Genomic DNA, 23024 nt, shown 5'->3' on the forward strand with positions numbered 1-23024 from the left:
GATCTCGGGGCGTGGAAACGGGGACAGCGCCCGGCGGGCGCTGTCGGATGGCGGCGAAGGCGGGCTCAGACGTGCAGCAGCACCATCTTCAGCGGGTGCTTGCCGTCGAAGGACGGGAAGTCGGCTTCCGGGGCGATCCACTCCACCTCGCGCACGGTGCGGCCAACCTTGGCGGCGCTGCGCTTGAGCTGCTCCAGCCAGGCGTCGGCATCGACCTGCGCCACGTTGTTGCAGCAGATGATGATGCCGCCTTCGGCGGTGGCCAGCAGCGCCGGCTTGAACAGCGCCGGGTAGTCGTTGATCAGGTCGACGACGCCGAACGGGCTCTTGGCGTAGCGCGGCGGATCGAGGAACACCAGGTCGAACTGGCGCGCTTCCAGCGGCTGGAACGGAGGCATCTTCTTGCCGCGTACCATCTTGGCCTGGCCGAGGCCGGACAGCTGGCGGATGGCCGGGAAGAAATCGCTCTGCACACAGCGCGGGCGGGTGGCCAGGGTGTTGAGCTTGGCATTGCCACGCGCCACGCGCAGGCTGGATTCGGCGAAGTCCACGTTCATCACGAAGCTGGCGCCGGCCTTGGCGGCGGCGACGCCGACACCGCCGGTGTAGGCGAACAGGTTGAGCACGCTCTTGCCCTCGGCCAGCTGCATCACGCGGCGGCGGCCGGCGCGCAGGTCGAGGAACAGCCACGGATCCTGGCCGTCGTGACGCGCCTCGAAGTGGTAGTTCACGCCCAGCTCGCTGATCACGCGCGGCTGCTGCGCCGCGACCAGTTCTTCCTCGCTCAGCGCGTTGCCGATGCGCGAATTGCTGCTGCTGCGGTCGTTGTAGACGGCGTGCAGGCCCAGCGGCGCGTAGTGGTCGAGGATGGTCTGGTGCTCGTCGTCGCTGAGCGGGGTGTGGAAGGTCTGGATCAGCAGCACATCGCCGTAACGGTCGATGGTCAGGCCGTCGCGGCCCTCGACGCTGCCGTGAAACAGGCGGTAGGCGTTGGTGTTTTCGTCGTGCAGTTGTGCCAGCAGCGCGGTGCGCTGGGCATCGGCGGCTTGCAGCAGGGGCAGCAGTGTGGACATGGGTTCTCGCAATTCCTGAAAAAAGTGCGGCCGGTGGTCATCGCCCCGGCCGAGAATGACCGAATTGTACGCTGATACCGCCATGGCTGTCGCAAGCTGTATGGTGTCAGCGTTGTAAGAATCCGCCAGTGGAGGCGACCAAGCCGCAACGCCGTTCGTTGCGGCCAACCCCGGGAGAAATAAATGAGCACTGCCAGCGACCTGTTACGTTCCTTGTACACCATGGCAATGATGGTGGAGGCGCGCGACGCCTACACCGGTGGCCACCTGTGGCGGGTATCGCAACTGTCGCGACTGCTGGCGGAATCGATGCGGCTGGATGCGGAGCAGGTGGCACGCATCGAGCTGGGCGGGTTTTTGCACGATCTGGGCAAGGTCGGCATTCCCGATGCGGTGCTCAACAAGCGCGACCGCCTCAGCGAAGAGGAGTACGCGGTGATCAAGACCCATCCGCGTGTCGGTGCCGATTTGTTGCGCGGTCACCCGCTGGCAGCGCTGGCGCTGGATGCGGTGCTGCTGCACCACGAAACGCCGGATGGGCGCGGTTATCCGCACGGCCTGCCCGGCGCGGAGATTCCGCTGGTGGCGCGCATCGTCGGCGTGGCCGATGCCTTCGACGCGATGACCAGCACGCGGCCGTATCGTGCCGGGATGCCGATTGCCCGGGCACTGTCCATTATCGAGGCTAACCTCGGCAGCCAGTTCGATATCGAGGTTGGCCGCAATCTGCTGCAGCTGGGCGAGGGTCCGGCGCTGGCGCATATCGTCGGTCATAGCGAAGCGGGTATTCCCTTGCAGGTGTGTAAGCAGTGCGGGCCGGTCATCGCCTTGCCACGCCGCGTCGGCGACGGCGACGAGGTGTACTGTCCGTCCTGCACCATGGGCTATCGCGTCAGCCGCACGGGGTCGCACGCGGCGCTGCAGGCCACCGGCAATGCACAACCGGTGCAGGCAAGACAACCGCAGGCAGACCATGACCTGATCGACGACATGGTGCGCGCCGGCTACCGTGCCTTGCCGCAGCCGAAGCGCGGCCTGCTGGCACGGCTGCTGGCTTAGGCCAGCCAGAACAGCAGCAAGGCGATGGCTGCTGGCAGCGCTTGTACCCACAGGATCTTGCGGCTGGCGGTGGCGGCGCCGAACACGCCGGCGACGATCACGCAGCCGAGAAAAAACGGCGCGATGGCGGCCGGGCTGCCCGGCAGCAGGCTCCAGATCAGGCCGGCGGCGAGAAAGCCGTTGTACAGGCCCTGGTTGGCGGCCAGCACGCGGCTGGCGGCGGCGAACTCCGGCGTCAGGCCGAAGGCGCGGCGCCCGGCTGGGCGCGTCCACAAGAATATTTCCAGCACCATGATCCAGACATGGATCAGCGCGACCACGGCGATGGCAATACTGGCGGCGAGCGTCATGGCGGCTCCGTTCAGGCGGCGCTTTGCGGCAGCGGCAGCGCGGTGAAATCGGCGCTGCGCGGCAAGGCGGCGAGGATGTCGGCCAGCGCCGGCGGCGGTGCGATCAGCTTGCGGCTGCGCAGGTCCAGCCAGGCGCCGGCCACTTCGTACACCGCGGCCAGGGTGCCGTCCGCCTTGCGCATTTCCTGGCGGATCTGCCAGCGGCTGTTGTCCGGGCTGGCGGCGGCGATCAGCACATTGATGTCCAGGCGTTCCCCCAGGTTCACCTCGCGGCGATAATCGGTGCTTTCGCGGAACAGCACCGGGCCGAAGCCCTGGCGTTTGAATTCGTCGGCGCCGAAACCGGCCGCCTGCAGCCACTCCAGCCGGGTGTGGGTGCACAGGTCGGCGTAGGCGCTGTGACGCATGTGCTGGTTGGCGTCGATATCGGCCCAGCGTACCTCGACGACTTTGCTGAATGCGGTCATGGGTGTGATTCCTAAAATAGAACGATCGTGCTATTTTGCACGAAGACAGCGGCAAGGCAAGCAGCGATGACGAAAAAGGCGGCAACACGGGAAGCAATTCTGCAACAGGCGCTGGCGCTGGCCAGCCAGGTCGGCGTCAGCGGCCTGACCATCGGCAGCCTGGCGGCGGCCAGCGGCCTGTCGAAAAGCGGGCTGTTCGCCCACTTCGGCAGCAAGGAGGCGCTGCAGCTGGCGGTGGTGCTGGCGGCGCAGGCGCAGTTCGTCGCGGAGACGGTGCAGCCGGCGCTGGCGCTGCCGCGCGGCATGGCGCGGCTGACGGCGCTGTTCGAGGGCTGGATCGGACGTCTGGAGGGCGGGTGTTATCCCGGCGGCTGTCCGCTGCTGGCGGCGGCCTACGAGTTCGACGACCAGCCCGGCGCGGTGCGCGAGGCGCTGGTCGCCGGCCAGCGCTGGCAGCGCGACACGCTTGAGCGGTTGCTGCAGCAGGCCTGCGACGCCGGCGAGCTGGCGGAAGATTGCGACGTGGCGCTACTGGCCTTCATGCTGTTCGGGCTGGTGCAGAGCGCGCACCACGATTTGCAACTGCTGGACAGCGCCGACGGCGTGGCGCTGGCGCGGCGCGGCTTTGCGCGGCTGATGGCGATGCACCAGGCCGGCTGAGGCGCCTTTAGCGTTCGCCGCTGCCGTACAGCCGCTGCGGGGTGAAGGCGACGCTGCCCTGTTCCGACGACAGCCACAGCGTGCCGTCCTGGATGGTGGCGTTGAGCTGCATGCTGCGTTCGCACAGGGAGGCCAGTTCCGCCAGCGTTTCCGGCGACACGCTCATGATGTTCAGGTGGTCGAAGCGGCTGGCCTTGCCGGCCATGCCTTCCCACCAGATGTCGGCGGCGCGGCCACCATAGCTGTAGATCCACACCGCCTCGGCGCGGCCGCAGATCTGGCGCAGGCGCTTCTCGTCCGGCTCGCCCAGCTCGATCCACTGCTCCACCTCGTCGCCGTAGTTCTTGCGCCACAGGTCCGGCTCATCGTCGGCGCTGATGCCCTTGCTGAACTGCAGCCGCTCGTCGGCGTGCAGCGCGAACACCGCGATGCGCAGCATCATGCGTTCGATGGTTTCCGACGGGTGCTGCGCGATGGTCAGGCTATGGCTGTCGTAATAGCCGCGATCCATGTCGGAAATGGTGAGGTCGGCTTTGTAGATGGTGGCTTTCAGTGCCATGAGGGCTTTCGCTGGGGAAGGTTTCGGTCAAGGCCGGCAGTGTACCGCTTTTGTCCCGCCTGCGCCCGTGGTGGCGGGTATTATTGCCGCTTGGCGACAGCATCTGCTTGGGATAGGCTGCTATGCAACGCAAAATGGCGCAGACCGGGGTAAATATGACGTTGTTCCGCAATTTCATGCTCTTGCTGCTGTTGGCATGGTCGTTGCCGGCGCTGGCCGGCGACGCGCCGTTGCGGGTGCGTTTCTCCAACCAGTCCTACCCGCCGTTCATGGGCGAGCAGCTGCCGCGCGGCGGCATCCTGTCGGCGGTGGTGAGCGAGGTGTTCCGTCGCGGCCAGGTCAGCATCAGCTACGGCTGGTATCCGAACCACCGCGCCATCCAGCTGGCACGCAACGGCGATGTCGACGGCAGCCTCGGCTGGACGCCGAACGAGGAGCGGTCGCGCGACCTGCTGTTTTCCGAGCCGGTGATGCCCTTCCGCATGGTGCTGTTCCAGCGCGCCGGCGAAAGCTACCCGTGGCAGTCACTGGCCGATCTCGCTCCCTACCGTTTCGGCATCACCGCCGGCAATTTCTATTCCGACGCCTTCAACAGCCTGCAGCAGCAGGGCGTGCTGAAGGTCGACGTCGCCGGCGACGACATCAGCAACCTGCGCAAGCTGCTGGCCGGGCGCATCGACCTGTTCCCGATGGAGTGGGAGGCCGGGCAGCTGCTGGTCCGCAGCACGCTGCGTTCGCACCAGGCACGGCAGCTGGTGCCGCAGGCGCGCGAGTACTGGACCACACCGCTGTGCGTGGCGGTGTCGCGCAAGCATCCGCAGGCGGCGGAGCTGATCGCCCGTTTCAACCGCGAGCTGCGCAAGATGCGCGACAGCGGCGAGCTGGCGCGGCTGGTCGCGCAGACGCGGCAGCAGGTGTACGCCAGCCTCGGCGTCGGCTGATTTATTGCGCCTGCGCCATGCGCGCCGCCAGCTGCCGCTGTTCGCCGTCGCCGGCCTGCAGCGCGGCGATCACCGCGGCAATGTCTTGCGGCGTGCGGTTCTGGCTCAGCTTCTCCTTCACTTCCCAGCGCGTGACCCGTAGCCGGAAGCCGACGATGGCGCGCTGCATCGCCGCCAGCGCGGTGTCCGGCACCGCCGCCGGCGTCCAGCCGTCCGGCCCTTCGAAACGGGCGGCCAGTTGTGCCAGCAGCGCAGTCAGCTCGTCGCCGTCCACCGCCTCGGCCTGGCCGTGGGCGTGCGCGACGCGGTAGTTCCAGGTCGGCACCATGCCGGGGGTGACGTACCAGCGCGGCGACACGTAGCCGTGCTCGCCGTGGAAGATCGCCACGCTGGGCGAGTCCAGCAGCGCGGCGCTGTGGCCGTTGGCGGCGGCGAGGTGGCCGAGCAGGCAGTCCGGGTGGTGCGGATCGGGCAGCAGCACCAGATGGCTGAGCCACGGCGTATCCGGCTGCTGGGTAATCAGCGTGGCGAACGGGAAGTCGTCGGCGATACTGCGGCCAACGTTGGCTGCGGCGGCGAAGGACGGTGGCTGGTACAAGGGCATGGCTGGCTCCGTGACGGGGGACAGTGCTGATGTTGTCGCCGCCGGACTGTTGCGGCCAGAGCCACTTTCCCGCGTTGTCACGGAGCCAGTAAAAAAGCCAGCGCCGGCAGGGCCGGGGCTGGCAAGAGTCATCAGAGGAAAATGCCGGGGCGCGGGCTCAGTCCACTTCGTCGAACGGCAGGCCGACGTAGTTCTCGGCGATGGTCTTCAGGCCGGCCGGCGAACTGGTGTAGTAGTCGTAATCGGTGCGCTGCATGCGCTTGTCGAAGGCGTCGGCGTCCGGGAAGTCGTGCAGCAGCGTGGTCATGAACCAGGAGAAGCGCTCGGCCTTCCAGATGCGGCGCAGTGCCAGCTCGGAGTATTTCTCCAGCAGGTCGGTGCGGCCTTCCTTGTACACCTTCACCAGGATGCGGTACAGGTAGCACACGTCGGAGGCGGCCAGGTTCAGGCCCTTGGCGCCGGTCGGCGGCACGATGTGGGCGGCGTCGCCGACCAGGAACAGCTTGCCGTACTGCATCGGCTCCACCACGTAGCTGCGCAGCGGGGCGATGCTCTTTTCCAGCGACGGGCCGGTGACCAGCTTGGCGGCCACGTCCTGCGGCAGGCGGGTTTTCAGCTCGTCCCAGAAGCGCTCGTCGGACCAGTCTTCCACCTTGTCGGTCAGCGGTACCTGCAGGTAGTAGCGGCTGCGGGTGGCAGAGCGCTGGCTGCACAACACGAAACCGCGCTCGTGCTGGGCGTAGATCAGCTCGTCGTTGACCGGCGGGGTGTCGGACAGCAGCCCCAGCCAGCCGAACGGGTACACCCGTTCGTAGTGGCTCAGCACCTCGGCCGGGATGCTTTGCCGCGACACGCCGTGGAAGCCGTCGCAGCCGGCGATGTAGTCGCAATCGAGGCGCACGGTCTCGCCGTTCTTCTCGAAGGTGATGTACGGCTTCTCGCCCTTCAGCTCGTGCGGCTGCACGTTGGCCGCTTCGTAGATGGTCATGGCGCCGCTGGCAGCGCGCGCTTCCATCAGGTCGCGGGTGACTTCGGTCTGGCCGTACACCACCACGGTGTCGCCGCCGGTGAGTTCCTTCAGGTTGATGCGGTCGCGGCGGCCGTTGTAGACCAGCTCGATGCCTTCGTGCACCAGGCCTTCGCGGTCCATGCGTTCGGCCACGCCGGCCTCGCGCATCATGTTGACCATGCCCTGCTCCAGCACGCCGGCGCGGATGCGGCCCAGCACGTAGTCCGGGGTCTGGCGTTCCAGGATGATGTTGTCGATGCCGGCCTTGTGCAGCAACTGGCCCAGCAGCAGGCCGGACGGGCCGGCACCGATAATGGCGACTTGTGTTTTCATGATCGCGTTCCTCTCGTATTGCTTTTTGCTGTGTAGAGCCCGGCGCACGGGCTGGTGTGACGGTATTTTTGGTCAGCAGCGGGCGACATAACAGGCAATTTCAGGTAAAAAAACAGGACTTTTCGCAGAAATGCAGGGAGGGAATGATGTTGGAACACGGCAAGGGCATACCGGTATTCAAGCTGTATGGCGAGGGCGCGGCGTGGCCGACGCCGGACCTGCTGCACTGCGAGAGCATCTCCAGCCGCAGCCAGCGTCACGGCTGGGAGATCGACCAGCACCGCCACGCCGACCTGTACCAGCTGCTGTACGTGCGTCGCGGCCCGGCGACGCTGTTCATCGAGGAGCACTGCACGCCGGTGGCGATGCCGGTGATCCAGGTGGTGCCGGCGATGTGCGTGCACGGCTTCCAGTTTCACGACAGCATCGACGGCTACATCATCACGCTGGCGGCGCCGCTGGTGGCGTGGTTACAGGAGTGCCTGGCCAACTGTCCGCCGCTGCTGCAGCAGCCGGGCTGCTACGCCGCTGACGCCGAGCTGGACGCGCTGTTCCTCGCCATCGCCCGCGAATACGCCACCCCCGCCGCCGGCCGCGACGTGCTGCTGCGCTCGCTAGTGTGTGCGCTGGTGGTGCTGCTCAGCCGGCAGTTGCCGCAGGCGGCCAGCAGCACCGACCGTCCCGACCGCGGCCAGCCGCAGCTGGTGAAATTCTCGGCACTGGTGGAGCAGCACTACGCCGCGCACTGGCCGGTCAGCCGCTACGCGCGGCAGCTGGGGGTCACCAGCGCCTATCTCAACAGCGTCTGCCGCCGCCTGACCGGGCACAGCGCACTGCAGATCGTGCACCAGCGCCAGCTGCTGGAGGCGAAGCGCAACCTGATCTACACCGTGCTGTCGGTGAGCCAGATCGCCGATGTGCTCGGCTTTACCGAGCCGGCCTACTTCATCCGCTTCTTCCGCCGCCTCACCGGTGTTACCCCGCGCGTGTTCCGCCAGCGCGGCGGCGTGGTGCCGGCGCTGCCCGCGACGCCGGCAAAGCGTCATAATGGCGGCTCCGTCCCGGCAAACGAGCATTCCTCTTGAGCAAATACGGCACCATCGTCCAGCAGGTCATCGACAGCATCGAACACGGCAGCTACCAGGCCGGCGACGCGCTGCCCTCGCTGCGCCAGCTGGTGGCGCAGCACGCGGTCAGCCTCAATACCGCGCGCCGCGCCTACTACGAACTGGAGCGGCTGGGCTACGTCGAGGCGCACGCCCGCAGCGGCTACGTGGTCGCCGCCGGCGCGCTGCACGGCGCCGACAGGTTGGCCGCGCCGCTGGGCGCACCCTTCATCGACACCGCGCTGTACGACACCCGGCCGCTGACGCACGCCTTCATCGGCGCCATGCGCCGCTACGACCAGGCACTGGCCGAGCCGGCGCTGGCCGGGCTGCCAGCGCTGCGGCGCCAGATCGCGCAGCAGGCGCACGCCGAGGGCTGGCGGCTGCAGGCCGACGACGTGCTGGTGACCTGCGGCGGCATGGAGGCGCTGTCGCTGGCCATCGCCGCGGTCACCCACGGCATCGCCGACCCCTGCGTCGCGGTGCTGCTGCCGGCCTTCCCCGGCCTGCTCGGCTGGCTGGCCGAGCACGGCGTGCGCGTGCTGCCGCTGGTGGCGGACGCGGACGACCGCCTGCCGCTGGCGACGCTGGCGCAGGCGCTGGCCGCCGGCGAGGTGCACGGCATCGCGCTGATGAGCGCGTTCTGCCACCCGCACGGCCGCTCGCTGCCGGCGGCCAGCCAGCAGGCGCTGCTGGCGCTGGCGCAGCAGTACGACGTGCCGCTGATCGAGGACGATGCCTACCGCCATCTCGGTTTTGCCGACGCGGTGCCGCAGCCGCTGAAGGCGCTCGACCACGACGGCCGCGTGCTGTTGTGCAGCACCTTTTCCAAGTCGCTGGCGCCGGGCTACCGCGTCGGTTGGCTGGCGCCGGGGCGCTACGCCGACATCGTGCGCCGGCTGAAGCTGGCGCACACGCTGGCCTCGCCGCTGCCCAACCAGCTGGCGCTGGCGGAGCTGCTGGCCGGCGGCCGCCACCTGCCGCTGCTGGCGCGCCTGCGCGGTCTGCTGGCGCAGAAGGTGCGCGCGCTGGAGGCGGCGCTGCAGCCGCGCCTGCCGGACGGCGTGGTGCTGCGCGCGGCCGAGGGCGGGTATTTCGTGTGGCTGGACGCGCTGCCCTGCGACAGCGTGCAGCTGGCGGCCGAGGCCGAGCGTGCGGGCATCGTGCTGGCGCCCGGTACCCTGTGCCTGCCGGGCGAGGCCGGCCGCCGCGCGCTGCGGCTGAACGCCAGCTATTTCGATCCGCTGCGCCAGCAGGCGGCGCTGGACTGGCTGGCGCGCGCGCTGCGCCAGCACTGAGCATTGCGGCCAACCTTGTCGCCGCTTACGGCATCAGCAGGCGCGCTTCCTCGTGCAGCACCTGGCTCGGGTCGTCCAGGTTGACGATGCGCACGCCGACGGTGTGGCTGCCGCTGGGCAGTACGGCCGGATCGGCGACCAGCGCGACGTTGAAGCTGCTGACGCTGTCGCCGGCCACCTGCAGTATCGGCGCCTCCACCCGCACCAGGCCGGCGCTTTCCACTTGTAAACGGTAGCGGCGGCTGTCGCGCTCGGTGTTCATGATGCGCACGTTGTAGACGTTCTCGATGTAGCCGTCGTTGCTCTCGCGCTGCATCACTGCGCGGTCGCGCAGGATGTCGACCTTGAACGGTACCCGCAGCGCGAGGCCGGTGGCCGACAGCGCGACGATGCCCAGCAGCAGGCCGCCGTAGACCAGCGCGCGCGGGCGCTGCCGCAGCGACGGCAGCGGCTGCTGCTGTGCCATCGCGTGCTGGGTGCTGAAGCGGATCAGGCCGCGTGCCTGGCCGGTCTTGTCCATCACCTCGTCGCAGACGTCGATGCAGGCGGCGCAGCCGATGCACTCGTATTGCAGGCCTTCGCGGATGTCGATGCCGGTCGGGCACACCTGCACGCACAGCCCGCAATCGACGCAGGCGCCCTGCGGCTTGTCGTCGCGGCCAACGTTGGCCGCAGCAATCGGGATGATGGCGTGCTGCTTGCGTCGCGCGCCGCGCGGTTCGCCGCGCTTGTCGTCGTAGGCCACCAGCAGCGTGTCGCGGTCGAACATCGCGCCCTGGAAGCGGGCGTACGGGCACATGTGCTTGCAGACTTGTTCTCTGAGATGACCGGCCAGCAGCCAGGTAAAGCCGCCGTAGCTGAGCGCGAACAGCGCCTCCCACACCCCGATGTCGCCGGCGCCGAGGTTGGCCGCCAGCTCGCGCATCGGCGTGAAATAGCCGACCAGGGTCAGGCCGGTCCACAGCGAGAACGCGGCCATCAGCAGCTGCGTCGTGCTCTTGCGCAGCACTTTTTCCGCCCCCCACGGTGCCGCGTCGCGCTTGCGGCGCTGGTTGGGCGGGCCTTCCACCCAGCGCTCGATCCAGATCATGATCTCGGTGTACACCGTCTGCGGACAGGAAAAGCCGCACCACAGCCGCCCGGCCAGCATCGTCCACAGGAACAGCCCCAGCGCCGCGACGATCAGCGCCGCCGCCAGGTAGATGAAGTCCTGCGGCAGCAGGGTGAGGCCGAACAGGTACAGGCGCATGCTGTCGAAATCGAAGCGCGTCGCCTGCTGCCCGTCCCAGTTCAGCCACGGCAGGCCGAAGTAGATCAGCTGGGTGACGAGCACGAAGGCGACGCGCACGGTGTTGAAACGGCCGCCGGTGAGGCGGGGGTAGACTTTGCTGGAGACGAAGTGCAGGGGCGTTGCCATGATGCGGACCCGAAGAGAAACGATGCCCGAGCTTAGGCGGCGTTGGCGGGGGGCAACAGGCACAGAGCGGCGCGATCGGCAGGACACAGCGGCGCCGGCGAACACGGGGTTTGACGTGGATCAGACGGAACGCTGCGGCCAGGGTTGGCCGCAGGTCACTGCGCGTGAACCGGTTCTCAGCCGGTGCGCACGCAGTTGCGGCCTTCCTGCTTGGCCAGATACAGCGCGGCGTCGGCGCGTGCGATCAGCGGTGTCGGCGTTTCCTCGCCCGGGTACAGCTCGCTGATGCCGATGCTGACGGTGAAGCGCACCGCCTCGCCGCCCAGCGGGTTGTCGAGGCGGAGCTGCTCCACCGCCTCGCGCACCCGCTCCATCATCAGGCCGGCATTGTAGCGGTCGGTGTCGGGCAGCAGGATGGCGAACTCCTCGCCGCCCAGGCGGCCGCAGACGTCCTCCAGCCGCACGTTGAACTGGATGCAGGAGGCGAAGCGGCGCAGCACCTCGTCGCCGAAGCCGTGGCCGAAGCGGTCGTTGATGTGCTTGAAGAAGTCGAGGTCCAGCATCGCCAGCGACAGCGGCCGTTGCCAGCGCTGGCCGCGCGCGATTTCCTCCTGCGCGCGCTGCAGGAACTGGCGACGGTTGTACAGCCCGGTCAGCTCGTCGGTATTGGCGAGGCGCTCCAGGTCGGCCTGCAGCTGCTTGGCGGCGCTGATGTCGTACTTGATGGCGACGATGTGGATCAGCTGCTTGTGCGCATCGCGCACCGGCACCACCGACACCGTCTCGACGCAGCGGTGGCCGTCGGGGCGCAGGCTGCTCAGCTCGCCGCGCCAGGGCTGGCCGTCGTGGATCGCCTGTGCCAGCTGCTCCTGCAGCTCCGGCTGCTGTTCCAGCAGCAGCTCGGCCAGGCGGCTCCGGCCGCGCACCTCGTCGAGGCGGTGGCCGGTCATGCTGGCGAATGCCGGGTTGATGTACTGCACCACGCCGTTGCCGTCGGCGATGGCGATGGCCTCGGCGGCGTAGTCGATGGCCGCGCTGCGGATGGACAGCGCCTCGCTCAGCGCCACGTTCTGCAGGTAGCGGCGGGTGGCGTACACGACCAGCAGCACCATCACTACCCAGCTGGCGAGGAACAGCACCAGCTTGCTCCACCACGGCTCCAGCAGGGTGTCCTTGTCGATGCCGACCGACACGATCACCGGCAGGAACTCGATCTGGCGCGTCACGTGCAGACGGCGGCGGCCGTCGAGGGCCGAGGTCGCCTCGTACTGTGCCTCGCTCTGCTGGTTGCGGATCATCGCCTCGGCCTGCGGGTCCGGCAGCGGCTGCGCCGGCAGCTTCGGTAGCATCGGCTGGCGCGCCAGCAGCTGGCGCTGCTCGTCGGCAAAGAACAGCACGTCGTAGCGGTTGCCGACCATCGCGCGGTTGATCTGGGCCTGGAAGTGCTCGACGCGCACCGCGCTGCCGATCAGGCCGATCACCTTGCCGTCGTCGCCGCGCACCCGCTGCGTGGCCAGCACCACGTCGTCGCCGGCAATGGTGTGGAAGCGTTCGCTGACGAAGCGGTCGTCGCGGTTGTTGGCCAGCATCGCCTTGCAGTAGCTGCGCTCGCTGGCGTCGAAGCCGGGCGATACCTTGAACGACAGCACCAGCTTGCAGTGGCGGTCGACCAGGATCAGGTCGTAGGTTTGTGGCATGCCCTGCATCGCGCGCACCAGGCGCTGTTCCAGCGCGCTGCGCGCCGGGCTGTCGCTGGCGGTGGCAAAGTCGGCGGCACCAAGCTGGCGCGCGAGCGTGCTCTGGATCAGGTCGATCTCGCGGAATTCGCGCTGTATCCACTCCGCCAGCAGCAGGTTGGTGACGCGCGCCTGGTTGTAGCCCTGCTTGAGGGCGCTGCGGTAGGACGACGCCAGCTCCAGCGCGCCGAGGCCGAGCAGCAGCAGACACAGCGCGGTGCTGAGCAGCAGCGTCCTGGCGGTGAGGCTGGACAGGGAAAAGCGCGGGATGATGGGCATACGCTGGGTGGCGAAGTCGCGATCAAGGGGGACTCGGGGGATTCTCGCATGAAGCGTCGCGCGCCAGCACGCCGATTTGCCGCGGCGGGCGCAACGCGTTGTAATGCGCGCTTCGGGTCTGATTGAGTCTATGTCATGGAATATCGCTTCCGGTTTGCCGAAATACCGCTGCGCCTGCGTCGCAGCGCGCAATTATTGTGGCTGTCGCTGCTGCTGGGCGCGCTGACGCAGCTGGGTGAACGGCTGTGGCTGGGCAGCGCCTTGCCGCCGGCGGAGCTGGCGAGGCTGCTGGCCTTTGTGGTGCTGGCCTACGGCCTGTCGGCGTGGGTGGTGTGGGAGCTGGCGCGCGCGCGGCCGTGGGCGCGGCTGGCGCTCAGCGGCTGGCTGTTGCTGTCGCTGTTCGCGTGGCTGAGCCAGCTGGCGGCGGCCATGCCGTGGTGGCAGCACGGCGCCGACGCGCTGGTGTTGCTGCTGGACGCGGTGGCGCTGTACCTAGCGTGGACGGGCAGCGCCGCGCAGTGGTTCCGTAGCCAGCGCCAGGCGGTGGAGGCGGCGCCCGCCGATCGCGACTAGGCGGCAGGCGGCGTGAAAACTGCCGCCAACAGCCGTCTTCTTGCGCCAAAACAGACTTTCTTGGGTATTTTTGGCAGATTGTCGCTGGCGGTGAGTGGCTGTCATGGCACGCCGTGACGGTACGAAAAAAGCGATGCGGCCAACCTTGCAACAAGGTTGGCCGCATCGCTTTATGTGTTTCAGCGGCTGAAGATCAGGCGCAGCCCGAGCGCGACGAACACGGTGCCGGCGAGGCGATCCAGCCACATGCCGCGCCGCGGCGTGGTCATCAGCCATTGACCGGCGTAACCGGAAAAATAGCCGAGCAGGCCGAACAGCAGCGCCGCCTGCAGCGTGAACAACACCCCCAGCTGCAGCGTCTGCCAGGCGACGCCAGCGCCGTCGGCGACGATGAACTGCGGCAGGAAGGCGAGGAAGAACAGCACCACCTTGGGGTTGATGGCATTGGCCAGCAGTCCCTTGCCGAACAGCGCCGCCAGCCCGTCCTGCTGGCCCTGGCCGCCGCCCTGCCACTGGCTGCCGCGGCTGCGTAGCGCCTGCACTCCCAGCCATACCAGATACAGCCCGCCGGCGAGTTTCAGCGCGAGGAAGGCGGTGGCCGACGCCGCCAGCAGCGCGCTGATGCCGGCCGCGGCCAGCAGGGTGTGGCTGAGGCAGCCCAGCGCGCAGCCCAGCCCGAACACCATGCCGTGACGCCGCCCGCGCGCGATGCCCAGGCTCAGCACCATCAGGTTGTCCGGCCCCGGCGATAGCGTGATCAGCATCGCGGCGGCAAGAAAGGCAAGGATCTGGTCGGGGCTCAACATGGTGGACTCCTGCTATAAAGACTGCATTATCAGTGACTTGCGGGAAAAGTCCGGCTCAGCCCAGTGTCTTGCCGAAGATGATCAGGTCGCGGTGCACGCCGTCCAGCACCGCCACGCGCGGGAAGTGCGCCCACTGTGCAAAGCCGTGGCGCTGGAACAGCGCGACGCTGGGCTGGTTATGGCCGAACACGAAGCCGAGCAGGTTCTCCACTCCGTACTGCGGCGCGATGTCCATCACCTGTTGCAGCAGGCGGCTGCCCATGCCGCGCCCGCGGCAGCTTTCGGCCAGATAGATGCTGACTTCGGCGGTGCCGTTGTAGGCAGGGCGGCCGTAGAAGTCGGACAGGCTGACCCAGGCGATGACCGTGTCTTGCTCGCGCACCACCCACAGTGGCCGGCGCGTGGCGTTGTGCGCGTGGAACCACGGCAGGCGGCTATCGACGCTGACCGGCTCCAGGTCGGCGGTCACCATGCGCCCGGCGATGGTGCTGTTGTAGATGGCGACGATCTGCGGCAGGTCGTCGAGGGTGGCAATGTCCAGCTGCACGTGACTCATGGTGTCTCCTCGGTTCCGATCGGGACATTGTGCTGGATGGCGATGGCTTTGTGAACGTGCAATCAGGGGGCAGAACAGACTGTTTTGGGAGCGGTGCTTTTGGGTGGTGCCCACCATCCTGTGGCAATCCGACGGCCTGTTTCGTAATAAAAATTACGAATTACGTTATTTTTTTACGTAATAAATTTGTTTTTATGGCCTGCGTGGCCGGTTGCCGGCCAGTTGTTGCGTGGGGATAGGGGGCGGCAAGGCGCGGGTGGCGGCTGCGGGGAGACGGTGGCGACCGACGGCAGCACGGCAAGCGTCGCCGCTCATCGTGGCGAGGATCGCCGCCGCCGTTCTTTGCGGTCGGGGTGTGGTGAAGACGTGCCGCGCGGACCGACCGACGCGCAGTCGCTATCAAGATGGAGAAAGGGGTGAAGCGGCCGCTCGGGCCAGAGGCATGCTCAGCGGCCGGTGGTGCGCGGCTTGCCGCCTACGGTGTTGCACAGCGGTACCGGCCGGTTGGACGGGGCAAGCGGGGCCGGGTCGCAGTCGACCACACGGTTGCGGCCGCCGGACTTGGCCAGGTACAGGCGGCGGTCGGCGCTGTCGAACAGCTGGTTCCAGCTGGCGCCGGGCTGCGGTATGCCGCTGGCGACGCCGATGCTGGCAGTCAGCTGTGTCGCCGGATCGGCAGGGTTGAGCAGGATGCCGTTCAGCGCGAGGCACAGCTTGTTGGCCACATGGCGCGCACCGGCGGCATCGGTATCCGGCAGCAGCAGGCAGAATTCCTCGCCACCGATGCGGGCGAAAATGTCGCCCTGGCGCACTTCGTCGGCGATGCGGTCGGCCACCGCGCGCAGCGCCTGGTCGCCCTTGCTGTGGCCGTAGGTGTCGTTGATGCGCTTGAAGTGGTCGAGGTCCATCATCAGCACCGCCAGCGAGCGCTGCTGGCGGGCGTGCAGCGCGTACTGGCGCAGTGCCAGGTCGAAGAAGGTGCGGCGGTTGAAGATGCCGGTCAGCGGGTCGAGTGCGGCGAGCTTGCTCAGCTGGCGGTATTGCAGCTCGCGCTGCACCTGGATGAAGCCGAGTTGCAGCATCACCGCGCTGATCAGGGTCAGCAGCAACAGGGTCGGACAGCCGAGCAGCGGCGGCGCGGCCGCAAGGGCGGCTCCGGCGGCACTGGCCAGCAGGTAGAGGCCGAACAGCGCGCTGGCGCTACCCAGCAGCAGCGCCGCCGGGCCGCGCTTGCTGCGTTTTTGCAGCAACTGGCGGGCAATGCCGGCGAAAAGCCAGCCGCTGACCAGCAGGAACAAGGCCTGTCGCGATGCGGCCTGTGGCAGCAGCAGGACGCCGCAAAGCAGCAGCACGGCCTGCGTCGCCGAGGCCGCCTTGCCGTGCCACCACGCGCGGCGCCCTTCGGTCAGTCGCGCCACCGCCTGGCCCAGCAGTTCGTTCTTCAGGCCGGTGAGCAGTGCGGCGGGCAACAGCCAGGCGCTGCTGCCTGCCGCTTGCGGAGAAGGCAGGAAGGCGAAGTACAGCATCAGGATCGCCATCAGCAGCGAGCCGCCGAGCCAGAACGCCTCGATGCCGCGGCCGGTCAGCCGGTCACGCCCCGCGTACACCATGACGCCGCCAATGCCGTAGACCAGGGCAATGGCGGTGAGGAGGGTGGGGGTGTCCAGCGATGCCATGCGGCAAATATCCTGATTGGTTGTTTTGTCAAAAAGCAATCGGAAATTGTACCACGCTTTTAATTGGGGTCTGTAAGCGGCCGCATTGATTTTAAAGAATAATCCGTTCAAAAAGATGAACTTATCCGTCATGGCGGGGCGCCGCTTGCCGGTCTGGCGGGGTCGGCGCACGGGGCAACATGCTAGAATGCGCGCCATGGAACTGTATCGATTTTTGCAACAACAGGGCTTCGGCGGGCGCAAGGCCTGTCGCGAGCTGGTGGACTACGGCCTGGTCGAGCTGGACGGCGTGCCCGCGACCGACTGGCGCATGGCGGTGGAACCGGCGGCGATCCGCACGCTCTGCGTCGACGGCGAGCCGTGGCCGGTGCTGGCGCTGCCTTGCTACCTGATGCTGCACAAGCCGGCCGGCTACGAGACCTCGCACCAGCCGCAGCACCACCTCAGCGTGTTTCGCCTGCTGCCGTGGCAGTTCGCCAATCTCGGCATCGCCGCCGTCGGCCGGCTGGACGTCGATACCACCGGCCTGCTGCTGTTTTCCACAGACGGCCAGTTTGTCCACAGCCTGAGCTCGCCGCGCAAGGTTATCCCCAAGTGCTACCAGGTCACCACCCGTCACGCCGTCACGCCGCAGTTGTTGCAGCAGCTGCGCGACGGTGTGCTGCTGCACGACGAGACCGTGCCGCTGGCCGCGACACAGGTGGAGCAGCTGGATACGCACCGCTTCAACATGAGCATCACCCAGGGCAAGTACCACCAGGTGAAGCGCATGGTTGCCGCCGCCGGCAACCGTGTCGAGCAGTTGCATCGCATCGCGATGGGCGATCTGCCGCTCGGCGAGCTGGCGGAGGGACAGTGGCGGCTGCTGGATGCGGCGGAGCTGGCGCTGCTGGGCTATCCGGCGGCGAAGTAAGCATTACGCCTTCGCCAAAAGCAATGCGGCCAACCTTGGCAAAGGTTGGCCGCATTGTTGTAGGGGGTACGCTCAGGGCTGCGGTGTCAGTTGCAGCACCGTGGCAGCCTGTTCCAGGCTGCCCAGGTTGCTGACCTGCTGGTAGCCCAGTTGCTGCAGCTGCCGCTGTGCTTCGCCGGCACGGCTGCCCGTGCGACAGTACAGCTGGATCGGTGTGGACTTGTCCGGCACCAGTTGCTGGATCTCGCTGCCGATGCGCTCGGCCGGCAGCAGGATGGCGCCGGGCAGGTGACGCTCAGCGTATTCCTGCGGGCTGCGCACATCGATCAGCAGCGGGTCGGCCAGCGCACTGCCCAGCCACAGACAGCTGGCGAGGACGAGTACGCTACGGGCAAGGGATTTCATCAGCAGCCGTTCTCCAGCGCGATTTTCAGTGCGTCCTGGTAGTGGCGTTCGGCCTTTTCCGGCTTGTCGATCGCCAGCAGCAGCTTGGCCAGTTCGGCGTGGGCGCACAGGGTAGGCTGAATAGACAGGCTGGCTTCCAGATAGTTCTGCGCCTTGCCCCACAGCTGTTCGGCGTGCGCGAGGCGACCCAGCGACAGCAGCAGCAGGTGGTCGCGCGGCCGCGATTTCAGCCAGTTTTCCGCGTCGCGCAGCAGGGTCAGACGGCGCGGGCTGTCGATGTGCTCGGCCAGCAGGCCCAGCTCTCGCGCCAGCTCCGGCGTCGCCTGTTCGTCGTCGGACAGCGCGCCGGCGATCAGCTCCGCCGCCATGTCGTAGGCGTTGAGCTTGATCAGCTGGTTGGCGATGTCGGCGACCAGCGCCGGGTTCTGCCGCTCGACCCCGGGGATACGCTTCAGCCAGTCGCGGATCTCGCGCTCGCTGCTGAAGCTGGCCAGCTGCTGGCGGTAGGCGGCCAGCCGGTAGCGGCGCGCCTGCTCCGCTTCCAGCGCGTCGGCCTTCAGCAGTTTTTCGGTCAGCGTCAGCACGTGTTCCGGCTGCTTCAGCATCAGGCGGATCTTCAGCTCCAGCCGCAGCGCCGAGGTCAGGTTGCTGGAGATGGCGCGTGCGCGCTCGACGGCGGCCAGCGCCTCCAGCGGCTGCTTGCCGTCGAGGCGGATCTGCGCCTCCAGCATGTGGCGCGCCAGCTGGATGCGTTCCGGCATGTCTTCCAGCCGCGCCAGATAGCCGTCGCGGCGTTCCATGTCCTGCATGCTGGCGGCGCTGCGCGCGGCGATCATCAGCGCGAGGCCGCGGTTCTCATCGGAATACTCGTCGTCGATCGATTTCAGCGCCTCGCGTTCGGCGCGCTGGAAGCGGCCTTCGAACATCGCGATCGCCGCCTCGCGCAGCGCGTGGCGCGACGCCTTCAGCTTGCGCTGGCGCTGGTAGGTGCGCACCTCGTGCGGCAGGTTGGCCGCAATGCCGAGCAGGCGCAGCACGCCGTAGGCGACCAGGATCAGCAGCACGATGGCGAGGATCAGGAAGTTGAACGACACCTCCATGCGGTACGGCGGCACGAACAGGATGGCGTAGCCGGTATTGATGGTGGAGGCAAGGCCAATCAGCACCGCGAGGGCAAACAGCCCGACGACCCAGAATACGAATCTCACGCTTTATTCCCCTTTGTTGCCCTGCGCTTCGCGCACGGCTTTCAGGCTGGCAGACAGGTCCGGCAGCGTCACGCTCAGGCGTACCGAGGCGACCTCGGACAGCATCGCCTGCCACTGGCGGGTGGTCGGCGCGTCGCGGTCGAAGTAGCGGGCAGCGTACTGGCCGGCGGCGGCGAGATCGGCCTGGTAGGTGGCGCCGTCGCGCTGGATCAGCGCCAGACGCGCATCCAGCAGGCGCATTTTCAGGTTCTCGCGCAGGAAGAACGCCTGCTCAGGCGACAGCAACAGCGCCTCCGGCTTGTCCATGCGGCGGATGCGCACCAGGTCGCCCAGGCTCTGCGTCAGCTCGCCGGCCAGGCGCGTCCACCACGGCGCATCGGCGGCCACGCTGGCCTGTGCCACCGGCTTGCCGCCGAGGCGGTGATGGTCGATCACCAGCGGCAGGGTCTCGGCGCCCAGCATCAGCGTGTCCAGCTTGACGGTCAGGCCGACGGTGTCGAGGTAGGGCAGCGCCTTCAGCGTTTCCAGATCCTTGGCCACCGCGCGCTTGACGCCGATCAGGCCGGGATTGTCGACTTGCGCCAGACGGGTCTGTACCCCCTCCAGTGCCGAGATCGCGCCGCTGACATTGCCGGCCAGCTGCAGCTGCTGGCTGGCGACGCCCAGGGTGTGCTCCACCTCGGACAGCAGCCAGTCGCTGCGGTCCTTGGTCAGCTCCTGGTACATGCCGCTGAGGGTGGCGTACTGGCCGGCGGACTCGTTGACGCGGGCCTCGATCAGCGCCAGCTTGGCCTGCAGCTCGCGGGTGCTGGCCTGGGTCAGTTCGGCCTGGTTCTGCAGCGCCTTGGTGCTGCCTCCGGCGTCGGCCAGCCGTTCGGCCAGCGCCTGCTGCGCCTTGTTCAGTTGCTGGCGGGTATCCAGGTACTGCCAGCCGGTGAGGCCCAGCGCGACGACGGCAACGATCAGCGCAAGGTTGACGGGTGGTTTGTTCGGCTTGTTGCTGCCGTTTTCAACTGGAGTGGCTTCGCTCATGGATGACGGAGAACCGGAGTGTGGCCCAGCCATAAGGCGTGGCCGTGTTTGCTCGAATATGGCGGCATCTGCGCCGGAATCATTGCGCCCTGCCGTGCTGTATCGCGGCGCGCGGCGGCGAAACAAATCTTAACAGAACCGTGGCATTGTAACCGCGCCGCCCCGGTGCGGCCAGCGGCTAGGGCTGCTGGCGGGCGGCAAACAGCGCGCATAGCGCCGTCTCGTCGGCGGCCAGCAGCGGCCGGGTGACGCCCAGCTGCTGCAGGGTGGCGGCGATGCGCGGGTGCAGCGCGATGAAACGGCAGCCCAGCAGCGCGCGCTGGCGCGCGGCGCCGGCCTGGCGGAACAGCAGCGTTGCGCTATGGCTGGAGGTGATCAGCAGCGCCGGATTGCTGGCAGCCAGGCGGTCGAACAGCGTCCAGTCGGCTTCCACCGGCACGCGGTGATAGACCTCCGCGTAGACCACCCGCGCGCCGCGGCGGGCGAGGGTTTCCCCAAGTTGTGGCCGGCCGCCGTCGCCGCGCACAATCAGTACCGTTTGTCCGGAGAGCTGTTGCAGCGGCGGCAGCGCCAGCAGGGCGTCGCTGTCGTTTCCCTGCGGCGGATGCAGCACCGTGCGGCCGCTGAGCGCGGCCAGCTTGTCGGCGCTGGCGCGGCCGACGCAGGCAAGCTTGGCCGCAAGCGGCAGGCCGGCGAGGTGCGGCCAGGCGAGCTCAATGCAGGACGGGCTGACGAAGACCAGCCAGTCGGCACCGGCGGCCTGCTGCGGCAGGACCGCGAGCGCGGCGTCGTCGGCGACGGTGTCCTCGACGCAGAACGGCAGCGCCGCGATGCCGGCGGCCGCCAGCCGCTGCGCCTGCTGTGCCGCCTGTGCGGCCGGGCGCACCAGAAGCAGCGTGGGCTGCAAGGTTGGCCGCGGCGTGGCCGGCATCTTACTTGCCGGCCTGTTCGGCGATCACGGCCTCGATCAGCGGGCCGGCGTCCTGGTCCAGCAGTTTCTTGGCCACTGCGCGGCCCAGCGCGTCGGCGTAGTCGCGCGGCGCGCTGGCGCTGGCGGTGAGCATCACCGAGCCGTCCGGATGGGCGACGAAGCCGCCGAGGGTGATCACGTCGTCGGTGATGGTGGCAAAGCCGCCGATCGGGATCTGGCAGCTGCCGCCCAGTACGCGCGACAGCGAACGTTCGGCGCTGACGCAGGCGTGGGTGTCGGCGTGGTTCAGCGGCGCCAGCAGTTCGATGAGATCGCTGCGGTCGGCGCGGATCTCGATGCCCAGCGCGCCCTGGCCGACGGCCGGCAGGCTCTCGGACGGCGCCAGCTCGGCGCGGATGCGCTCGGCGAGCTCCAGGCGTTTCAGGCCGGCGGCGGCGAGGATGATGGCGTCGAATTCGCCGTCGTCCAGCTTGCGCAGGCGGGTCTGCACGTTGCCGCGCAGCGGCTTGATGGTGAGGTGCGGGAAGCGGGCGCGGATCTGCGATTCGCGGCGCAGGCTGGAGGTGCCGACCACGCTGCCTGCCGGCAGCTCGTGCAGGCTGGCGTAGGTGTTGGACACGAAGGCGTCGCGCGGGTCTTCGCGCTCGCAGATGGCGGCCAGCGCGAAGCCCTCCGGCAGGTTCATCGGCACGTCCTTGATGGAGTGCACCGCGATGTCGGCGCGGCCTTCCTGCAGCGCCAGCTCCAGTTCCTTCACGAACAGGCCCTTGCCGCCGATCTTGGACAGGGTCTTGTCCAGGATCTGGTCGCCCTGGGTGGTCATGCCGAGGATTTCCACGCTGAGCGCCGGGTACAGCGCCTCCAGGCGGGCCTTGATGTGTTCGGCCTGCCACATGGCAAGTTTGCTTTCGCGGCTGGCGATGACGAGTTTGTTCATGGACGGCGATCCTGCACGGGCAATTGGAAAGATGGCGCGCATTTTAGCACGAGCGTTGCGGCCAACCTTGATGCAAGGCAGTGTGTGTAGCTGCAACAGTACGTGTAGTTTAACTACACGGTGGCGGCGTTTTGCGGCAGGATGGATTGTCGGCGCCTGGCCTGTAGTGGCGGTGTCAATGCAGCAGGCTCAGCATCAGCGGCAGGCTCAGCATCGCCGCCAGCGTCGAGGTGGTCACCACCGCGGCGGCCAGCTCGCCGTCGCCCCGCATGCGCACCGCGAGGATGTAGGCGGAGGTGGCGGTCGGCAGCATGCTCATCACCAGCGTCGCCTGGCGGTAGACGCCGGTCAGCCCGAACAGCTGCACCGTGGCGACGGCGATCAGCGGCAGCAGCAACAGCTTGATGCCGTTCCAGTACAGCAGCGGCGCGTAGTGGCTGGCCAGCGCGGTAAAGCGCAGCCCGGCGCCGACGGTGATCAGCCCCAGCGGCAGCGCGGCGGCGGCAAGGTGGTCGATGGCGGCGAACAGCGGCTGCGGCACGATCAGTCCGGACACGTTGGCCGCAAGGCCGCTGCTGATGCCCCAGATGATGGGGTTGCGCGCCAGCTCGCGCAGCATGCCCTGCTGGCTGGTCCGCGACAGCTGCCACACGGCCATCAGGTTGACCACCGGCACCATCGCGCCGCACAGCAGCGCGATCACCGCGATGCCGGGCGTGCCGGCGAGGCTGCCCATCACCGCGAAACCGACGTAGGTGTTGAAACGGTAGGCGCCCTGATTGCCGGCGGCGAACGAGGCCTGCGGCAGACGGAACAGCGGTTTGGCGGCATTGCCGAGCAGGAAACCGGCGCCGGTGAACAGCAGGCCGCTGGCCAGCATCGGCAGGCTGGCGGCAAAGTCCAGCTCGGCCCGCGCCAGCGCGCGGAACAGCAGCGGCGGGAACAGGATGAAGTAGACGAATTTTTCCGCTTCGGCCCAGAATACCGGCGACAGCATGCCGCTGCGGCGCAGGGCAAAGCCGGACAGGATGAGCAGGAAATCGGGTAACAGGATCAGCGCAGGGTTCATCGCGCTATCTTCACAGCATTCGTATCA

24 protein-coding genes are annotated in these 23024 nt (G+C 67.9%); 7 read left to right on the top strand and 17 right to left on the bottom strand.

The window, feature by feature from the left end:
• Nucleotides 1-65: 65 nt before the first annotated feature.
• Nucleotides 66-1073: a class I SAM-dependent rRNA methyltransferase gene (locus PQU96_RS03470; protein WP_272770857.1), complete on the bottom strand. Its 1008-nt coding sequence runs from the start codon at nucleotides 1071-1073 to the stop codon at nucleotides 66-68.
• Between the two features lie 183 nt (nucleotides 1074-1256).
• Between PQU96_RS03470 and PQU96_RS03475 the strand changes: the two genes are divergently transcribed.
• The gene (locus PQU96_RS03475) at nucleotides 1257-2132 is read left to right on the top strand and encodes an HD domain-containing phosphohydrolase (protein WP_272770858.1); all 876 of its coding nucleotides are present in this window, start codon (nucleotides 1257-1259) and stop codon (nucleotides 2130-2132) included.
• On the opposite strand, the gene PQU96_RS03480 is transcribed toward PQU96_RS03475, so the two are convergent.
• Entirely contained in the window at nucleotides 2129-2482 is a 354-nt protein-coding gene (locus PQU96_RS03480; protein WP_272770859.1) for a DUF1304 domain-containing protein, read from the bottom strand. The genes PQU96_RS03475 and PQU96_RS03480 overlap by 4 nt on opposite strands.
• Before the next feature lie 11 nt (nucleotides 2483-2493).
• Entirely contained in the window at nucleotides 2494-2949 is a 456-nt protein-coding gene (locus PQU96_RS03485; RefSeq protein ID WP_272770860.1) for an acyl-CoA thioesterase, read from the bottom strand.
• Between the two features lie 66 nt (nucleotides 2950-3015).
• Here PQU96_RS03485 and PQU96_RS03490 point away from each other — a divergent pair, with 66 nt between their 5' ends.
• Complete coding sequence (locus PQU96_RS03490) at nucleotides 3016-3609, top strand: TetR/AcrR family transcriptional regulator (protein WP_272770861.1); 594 nt, start codon at nucleotides 3016-3018, stop codon at nucleotides 3607-3609.
• A 7-nt stretch (nucleotides 3610-3616) separates the two neighbouring features.
• Here the strand turns inward: PQU96_RS03490 and PQU96_RS03495 are convergent, their stop codons facing one another.
• Entirely contained in the window at nucleotides 3617-4168 is a 552-nt protein-coding gene (locus tag PQU96_RS03495) for a YaeQ family protein (protein WP_272770862.1), read from the bottom strand.
• 155 nt (nucleotides 4169-4323) lie between these two features.
• Here PQU96_RS03495 and PQU96_RS03500 point away from each other — a divergent pair, with 155 nt between their 5' ends.
• Nucleotides 4324-5109, top strand: a complete 786-nt coding sequence (locus PQU96_RS03500) for a substrate-binding periplasmic protein (RefSeq protein WP_272770863.1) — start codon at nucleotides 4324-4326, stop codon at nucleotides 5107-5109.
• Between the two features lies 1 nt (nucleotide 5110).
• Here the strand turns inward: PQU96_RS03500 and PQU96_RS03505 are convergent, their stop codons facing one another.
• Together PQU96_RS03505 and pobA are read right to left on the bottom strand one after the other, a co-directional pair.
• Nucleotides 5111-5713: an FMN-binding negative transcriptional regulator gene (locus PQU96_RS03505; RefSeq protein ID WP_272770864.1), complete on the bottom strand. Its 603-nt coding sequence runs from the start codon at nucleotides 5711-5713 to the stop codon at nucleotides 5111-5113.
• A 157-nt stretch (nucleotides 5714-5870) separates the two neighbouring features.
• A complete protein-coding gene (pobA, locus tag PQU96_RS03510) occupies nucleotides 5871-7055 on the bottom strand; it encodes a 4-hydroxybenzoate 3-monooxygenase (RefSeq protein WP_272770865.1) in 1185 nt (394 codons plus the stop codon).
• 143 nt (nucleotides 7056-7198) lie between these two features.
• On the opposite strand from pobA, the gene PQU96_RS03515 reads away from it, so the two are divergent.
• Together PQU96_RS03515 and PQU96_RS03520 are read left to right on the top strand one after the other, a co-directional pair.
• Entirely contained in the window at nucleotides 7199-8140 is a 942-nt protein-coding gene (locus tag PQU96_RS03515; protein ID WP_272770866.1) for a helix-turn-helix domain-containing protein, read from the top strand.
• Nucleotides 8137-9459 carry an aminotransferase-like domain-containing protein gene (locus tag PQU96_RS03520; protein ID WP_272770867.1) on the top strand — a complete coding sequence of 441 codons (1323 nt, stop codon included), beginning with the start codon at nucleotides 8137-8139 and terminating at the stop codon, nucleotides 9457-9459. Before PQU96_RS03515 ends, PQU96_RS03520 begins: the two co-directional genes overlap by 4 nt.
• A 25-nt stretch (nucleotides 9460-9484) precedes the next feature.
• Here PQU96_RS03520 and ccoG read toward each other — a convergent pair whose 3' ends face one another.
• Together ccoG and PQU96_RS03530 are read right to left on the bottom strand one after the other, a co-directional pair.
• Nucleotides 9485-10876: a cytochrome c oxidase accessory protein CcoG gene (gene ccoG, locus PQU96_RS03525; RefSeq protein WP_272770868.1), complete on the bottom strand. Its 1392-nt coding sequence runs from the start codon at nucleotides 10874-10876 to the stop codon at nucleotides 9485-9487.
• A gap of 176 nt (nucleotides 10877-11052) precedes the next feature.
• The gene (locus PQU96_RS03530; protein WP_272770869.1) at nucleotides 11053-12891 is read right to left on the bottom strand and encodes a sensor domain-containing diguanylate cyclase; all 1839 of its coding nucleotides are present in this window, start codon (nucleotides 12889-12891) and stop codon (nucleotides 11053-11055) included.
• A 135-nt stretch (nucleotides 12892-13026) separates the two neighbouring features.
• On the opposite strand from PQU96_RS03530, the gene PQU96_RS03535 reads away from it, so the two are divergent.
• Nucleotides 13027-13464 (top strand): hypothetical protein, encoded by a 438-nt coding sequence (locus tag PQU96_RS03535; RefSeq protein WP_272770870.1) that lies wholly within the window; start codon nucleotides 13027-13029, stop codon nucleotides 13462-13464.
• A gap of 179 nt (nucleotides 13465-13643) precedes the next feature.
• On the opposite strand, the gene PQU96_RS03540 is transcribed toward PQU96_RS03535, so the two are convergent.
• The 3 genes from PQU96_RS03540 to PQU96_RS03550 all read right to left on the bottom strand — a co-directional run bounded on the left by PQU96_RS03540 (nucleotide 13644) and on the right by PQU96_RS03550 (nucleotide 16502).
• Nucleotides 13644-14270: a LysE family translocator gene (locus tag PQU96_RS03540; protein ID WP_272770871.1), complete on the bottom strand. Its 627-nt coding sequence runs from the start codon at nucleotides 14268-14270 to the stop codon at nucleotides 13644-13646.
• 55 nt (nucleotides 14271-14325) lie between these two features.
• Nucleotides 14326-14826 carry a GNAT family N-acetyltransferase gene (locus tag PQU96_RS03545; protein WP_272770872.1) on the bottom strand — a complete coding sequence of 167 codons (501 nt, stop codon included), beginning with the start codon at nucleotides 14824-14826 and terminating at the stop codon, nucleotides 14326-14328.
• A 446-nt stretch (nucleotides 14827-15272) separates the two neighbouring features.
• On the bottom strand, nucleotides 15273-16502 hold the full coding sequence (locus tag PQU96_RS03550) for a GGDEF domain-containing protein (RefSeq protein WP_272770873.1): 1230 nt from the start codon (nucleotides 16500-16502) through the stop codon (nucleotides 15273-15275).
• Nucleotides 16503-16698: 196 nt separating this feature from the next.
• On the opposite strand from PQU96_RS03550, the gene PQU96_RS03555 reads away from it, so the two are divergent.
• The gene (locus tag PQU96_RS03555; RefSeq protein WP_272770874.1) at nucleotides 16699-17415 is read left to right on the top strand and encodes a pseudouridine synthase; all 717 of its coding nucleotides are present in this window, start codon (nucleotides 16699-16701) and stop codon (nucleotides 17413-17415) included.
• Nucleotides 17416-17487: 72 nt separating this feature from the next.
• Here the strand turns inward: PQU96_RS03555 and PQU96_RS03560 are convergent, their stop codons facing one another.
• From PQU96_RS03560 to PQU96_RS03585, 6 genes are all read right to left on the bottom strand, one after another.
• Nucleotides 17488-17820, bottom strand: a complete 333-nt coding sequence (locus tag PQU96_RS03560) for a rhodanese-like domain-containing protein (RefSeq protein ID WP_272770875.1) — start codon at nucleotides 17818-17820, stop codon at nucleotides 17488-17490.
• Complete coding sequence (locus PQU96_RS03565; protein ID WP_272770876.1) at nucleotides 17820-19028, bottom strand: heme biosynthesis HemY N-terminal domain-containing protein; 1209 nt, start codon at nucleotides 19026-19028, stop codon at nucleotides 17820-17822. Before PQU96_RS03565 ends, PQU96_RS03560 begins: the two co-directional genes overlap by 1 nt.
• A 3-nt stretch (nucleotides 19029-19031) precedes the next feature.
• The gene (locus PQU96_RS03570) at nucleotides 19032-20060 is read right to left on the bottom strand and encodes a uroporphyrinogen-III C-methyltransferase (protein ID WP_272770877.1); all 1029 of its coding nucleotides are present in this window, start codon (nucleotides 20058-20060) and stop codon (nucleotides 19032-19034) included.
• A gap of 178 nt (nucleotides 20061-20238) precedes the next feature.
• Complete coding sequence (locus PQU96_RS03575; protein WP_272770878.1) at nucleotides 20239-20991, bottom strand: uroporphyrinogen-III synthase; 753 nt, start codon at nucleotides 20989-20991, stop codon at nucleotides 20239-20241.
• 1 nt (nucleotide 20992) lies between these two features.
• Nucleotides 20993-21928, bottom strand: coding sequence for a hydroxymethylbilane synthase (gene hemC / locus PQU96_RS03580; protein ID WP_272770879.1), 936 nt, complete (start codon nucleotides 21926-21928; stop codon nucleotides 20993-20995).
• A gap of 175 nt (nucleotides 21929-22103) precedes the next feature.
• On the bottom strand, nucleotides 22104-22997 hold the full coding sequence (locus PQU96_RS03585) for an AEC family transporter (protein ID WP_272770880.1): 894 nt from the start codon (nucleotides 22995-22997) through the stop codon (nucleotides 22104-22106).
• Nucleotides 22998-23024 lie beyond the last annotated feature (27 nt).

It is taken from the genome of Vogesella margarita, assembly GCF_028548475.1.
In the GTDB taxonomy this organism is placed as follows: Bacteria; Pseudomonadota; Gammaproteobacteria; order Burkholderiales; family Chromobacteriaceae; genus Vogesella; species Vogesella margarita.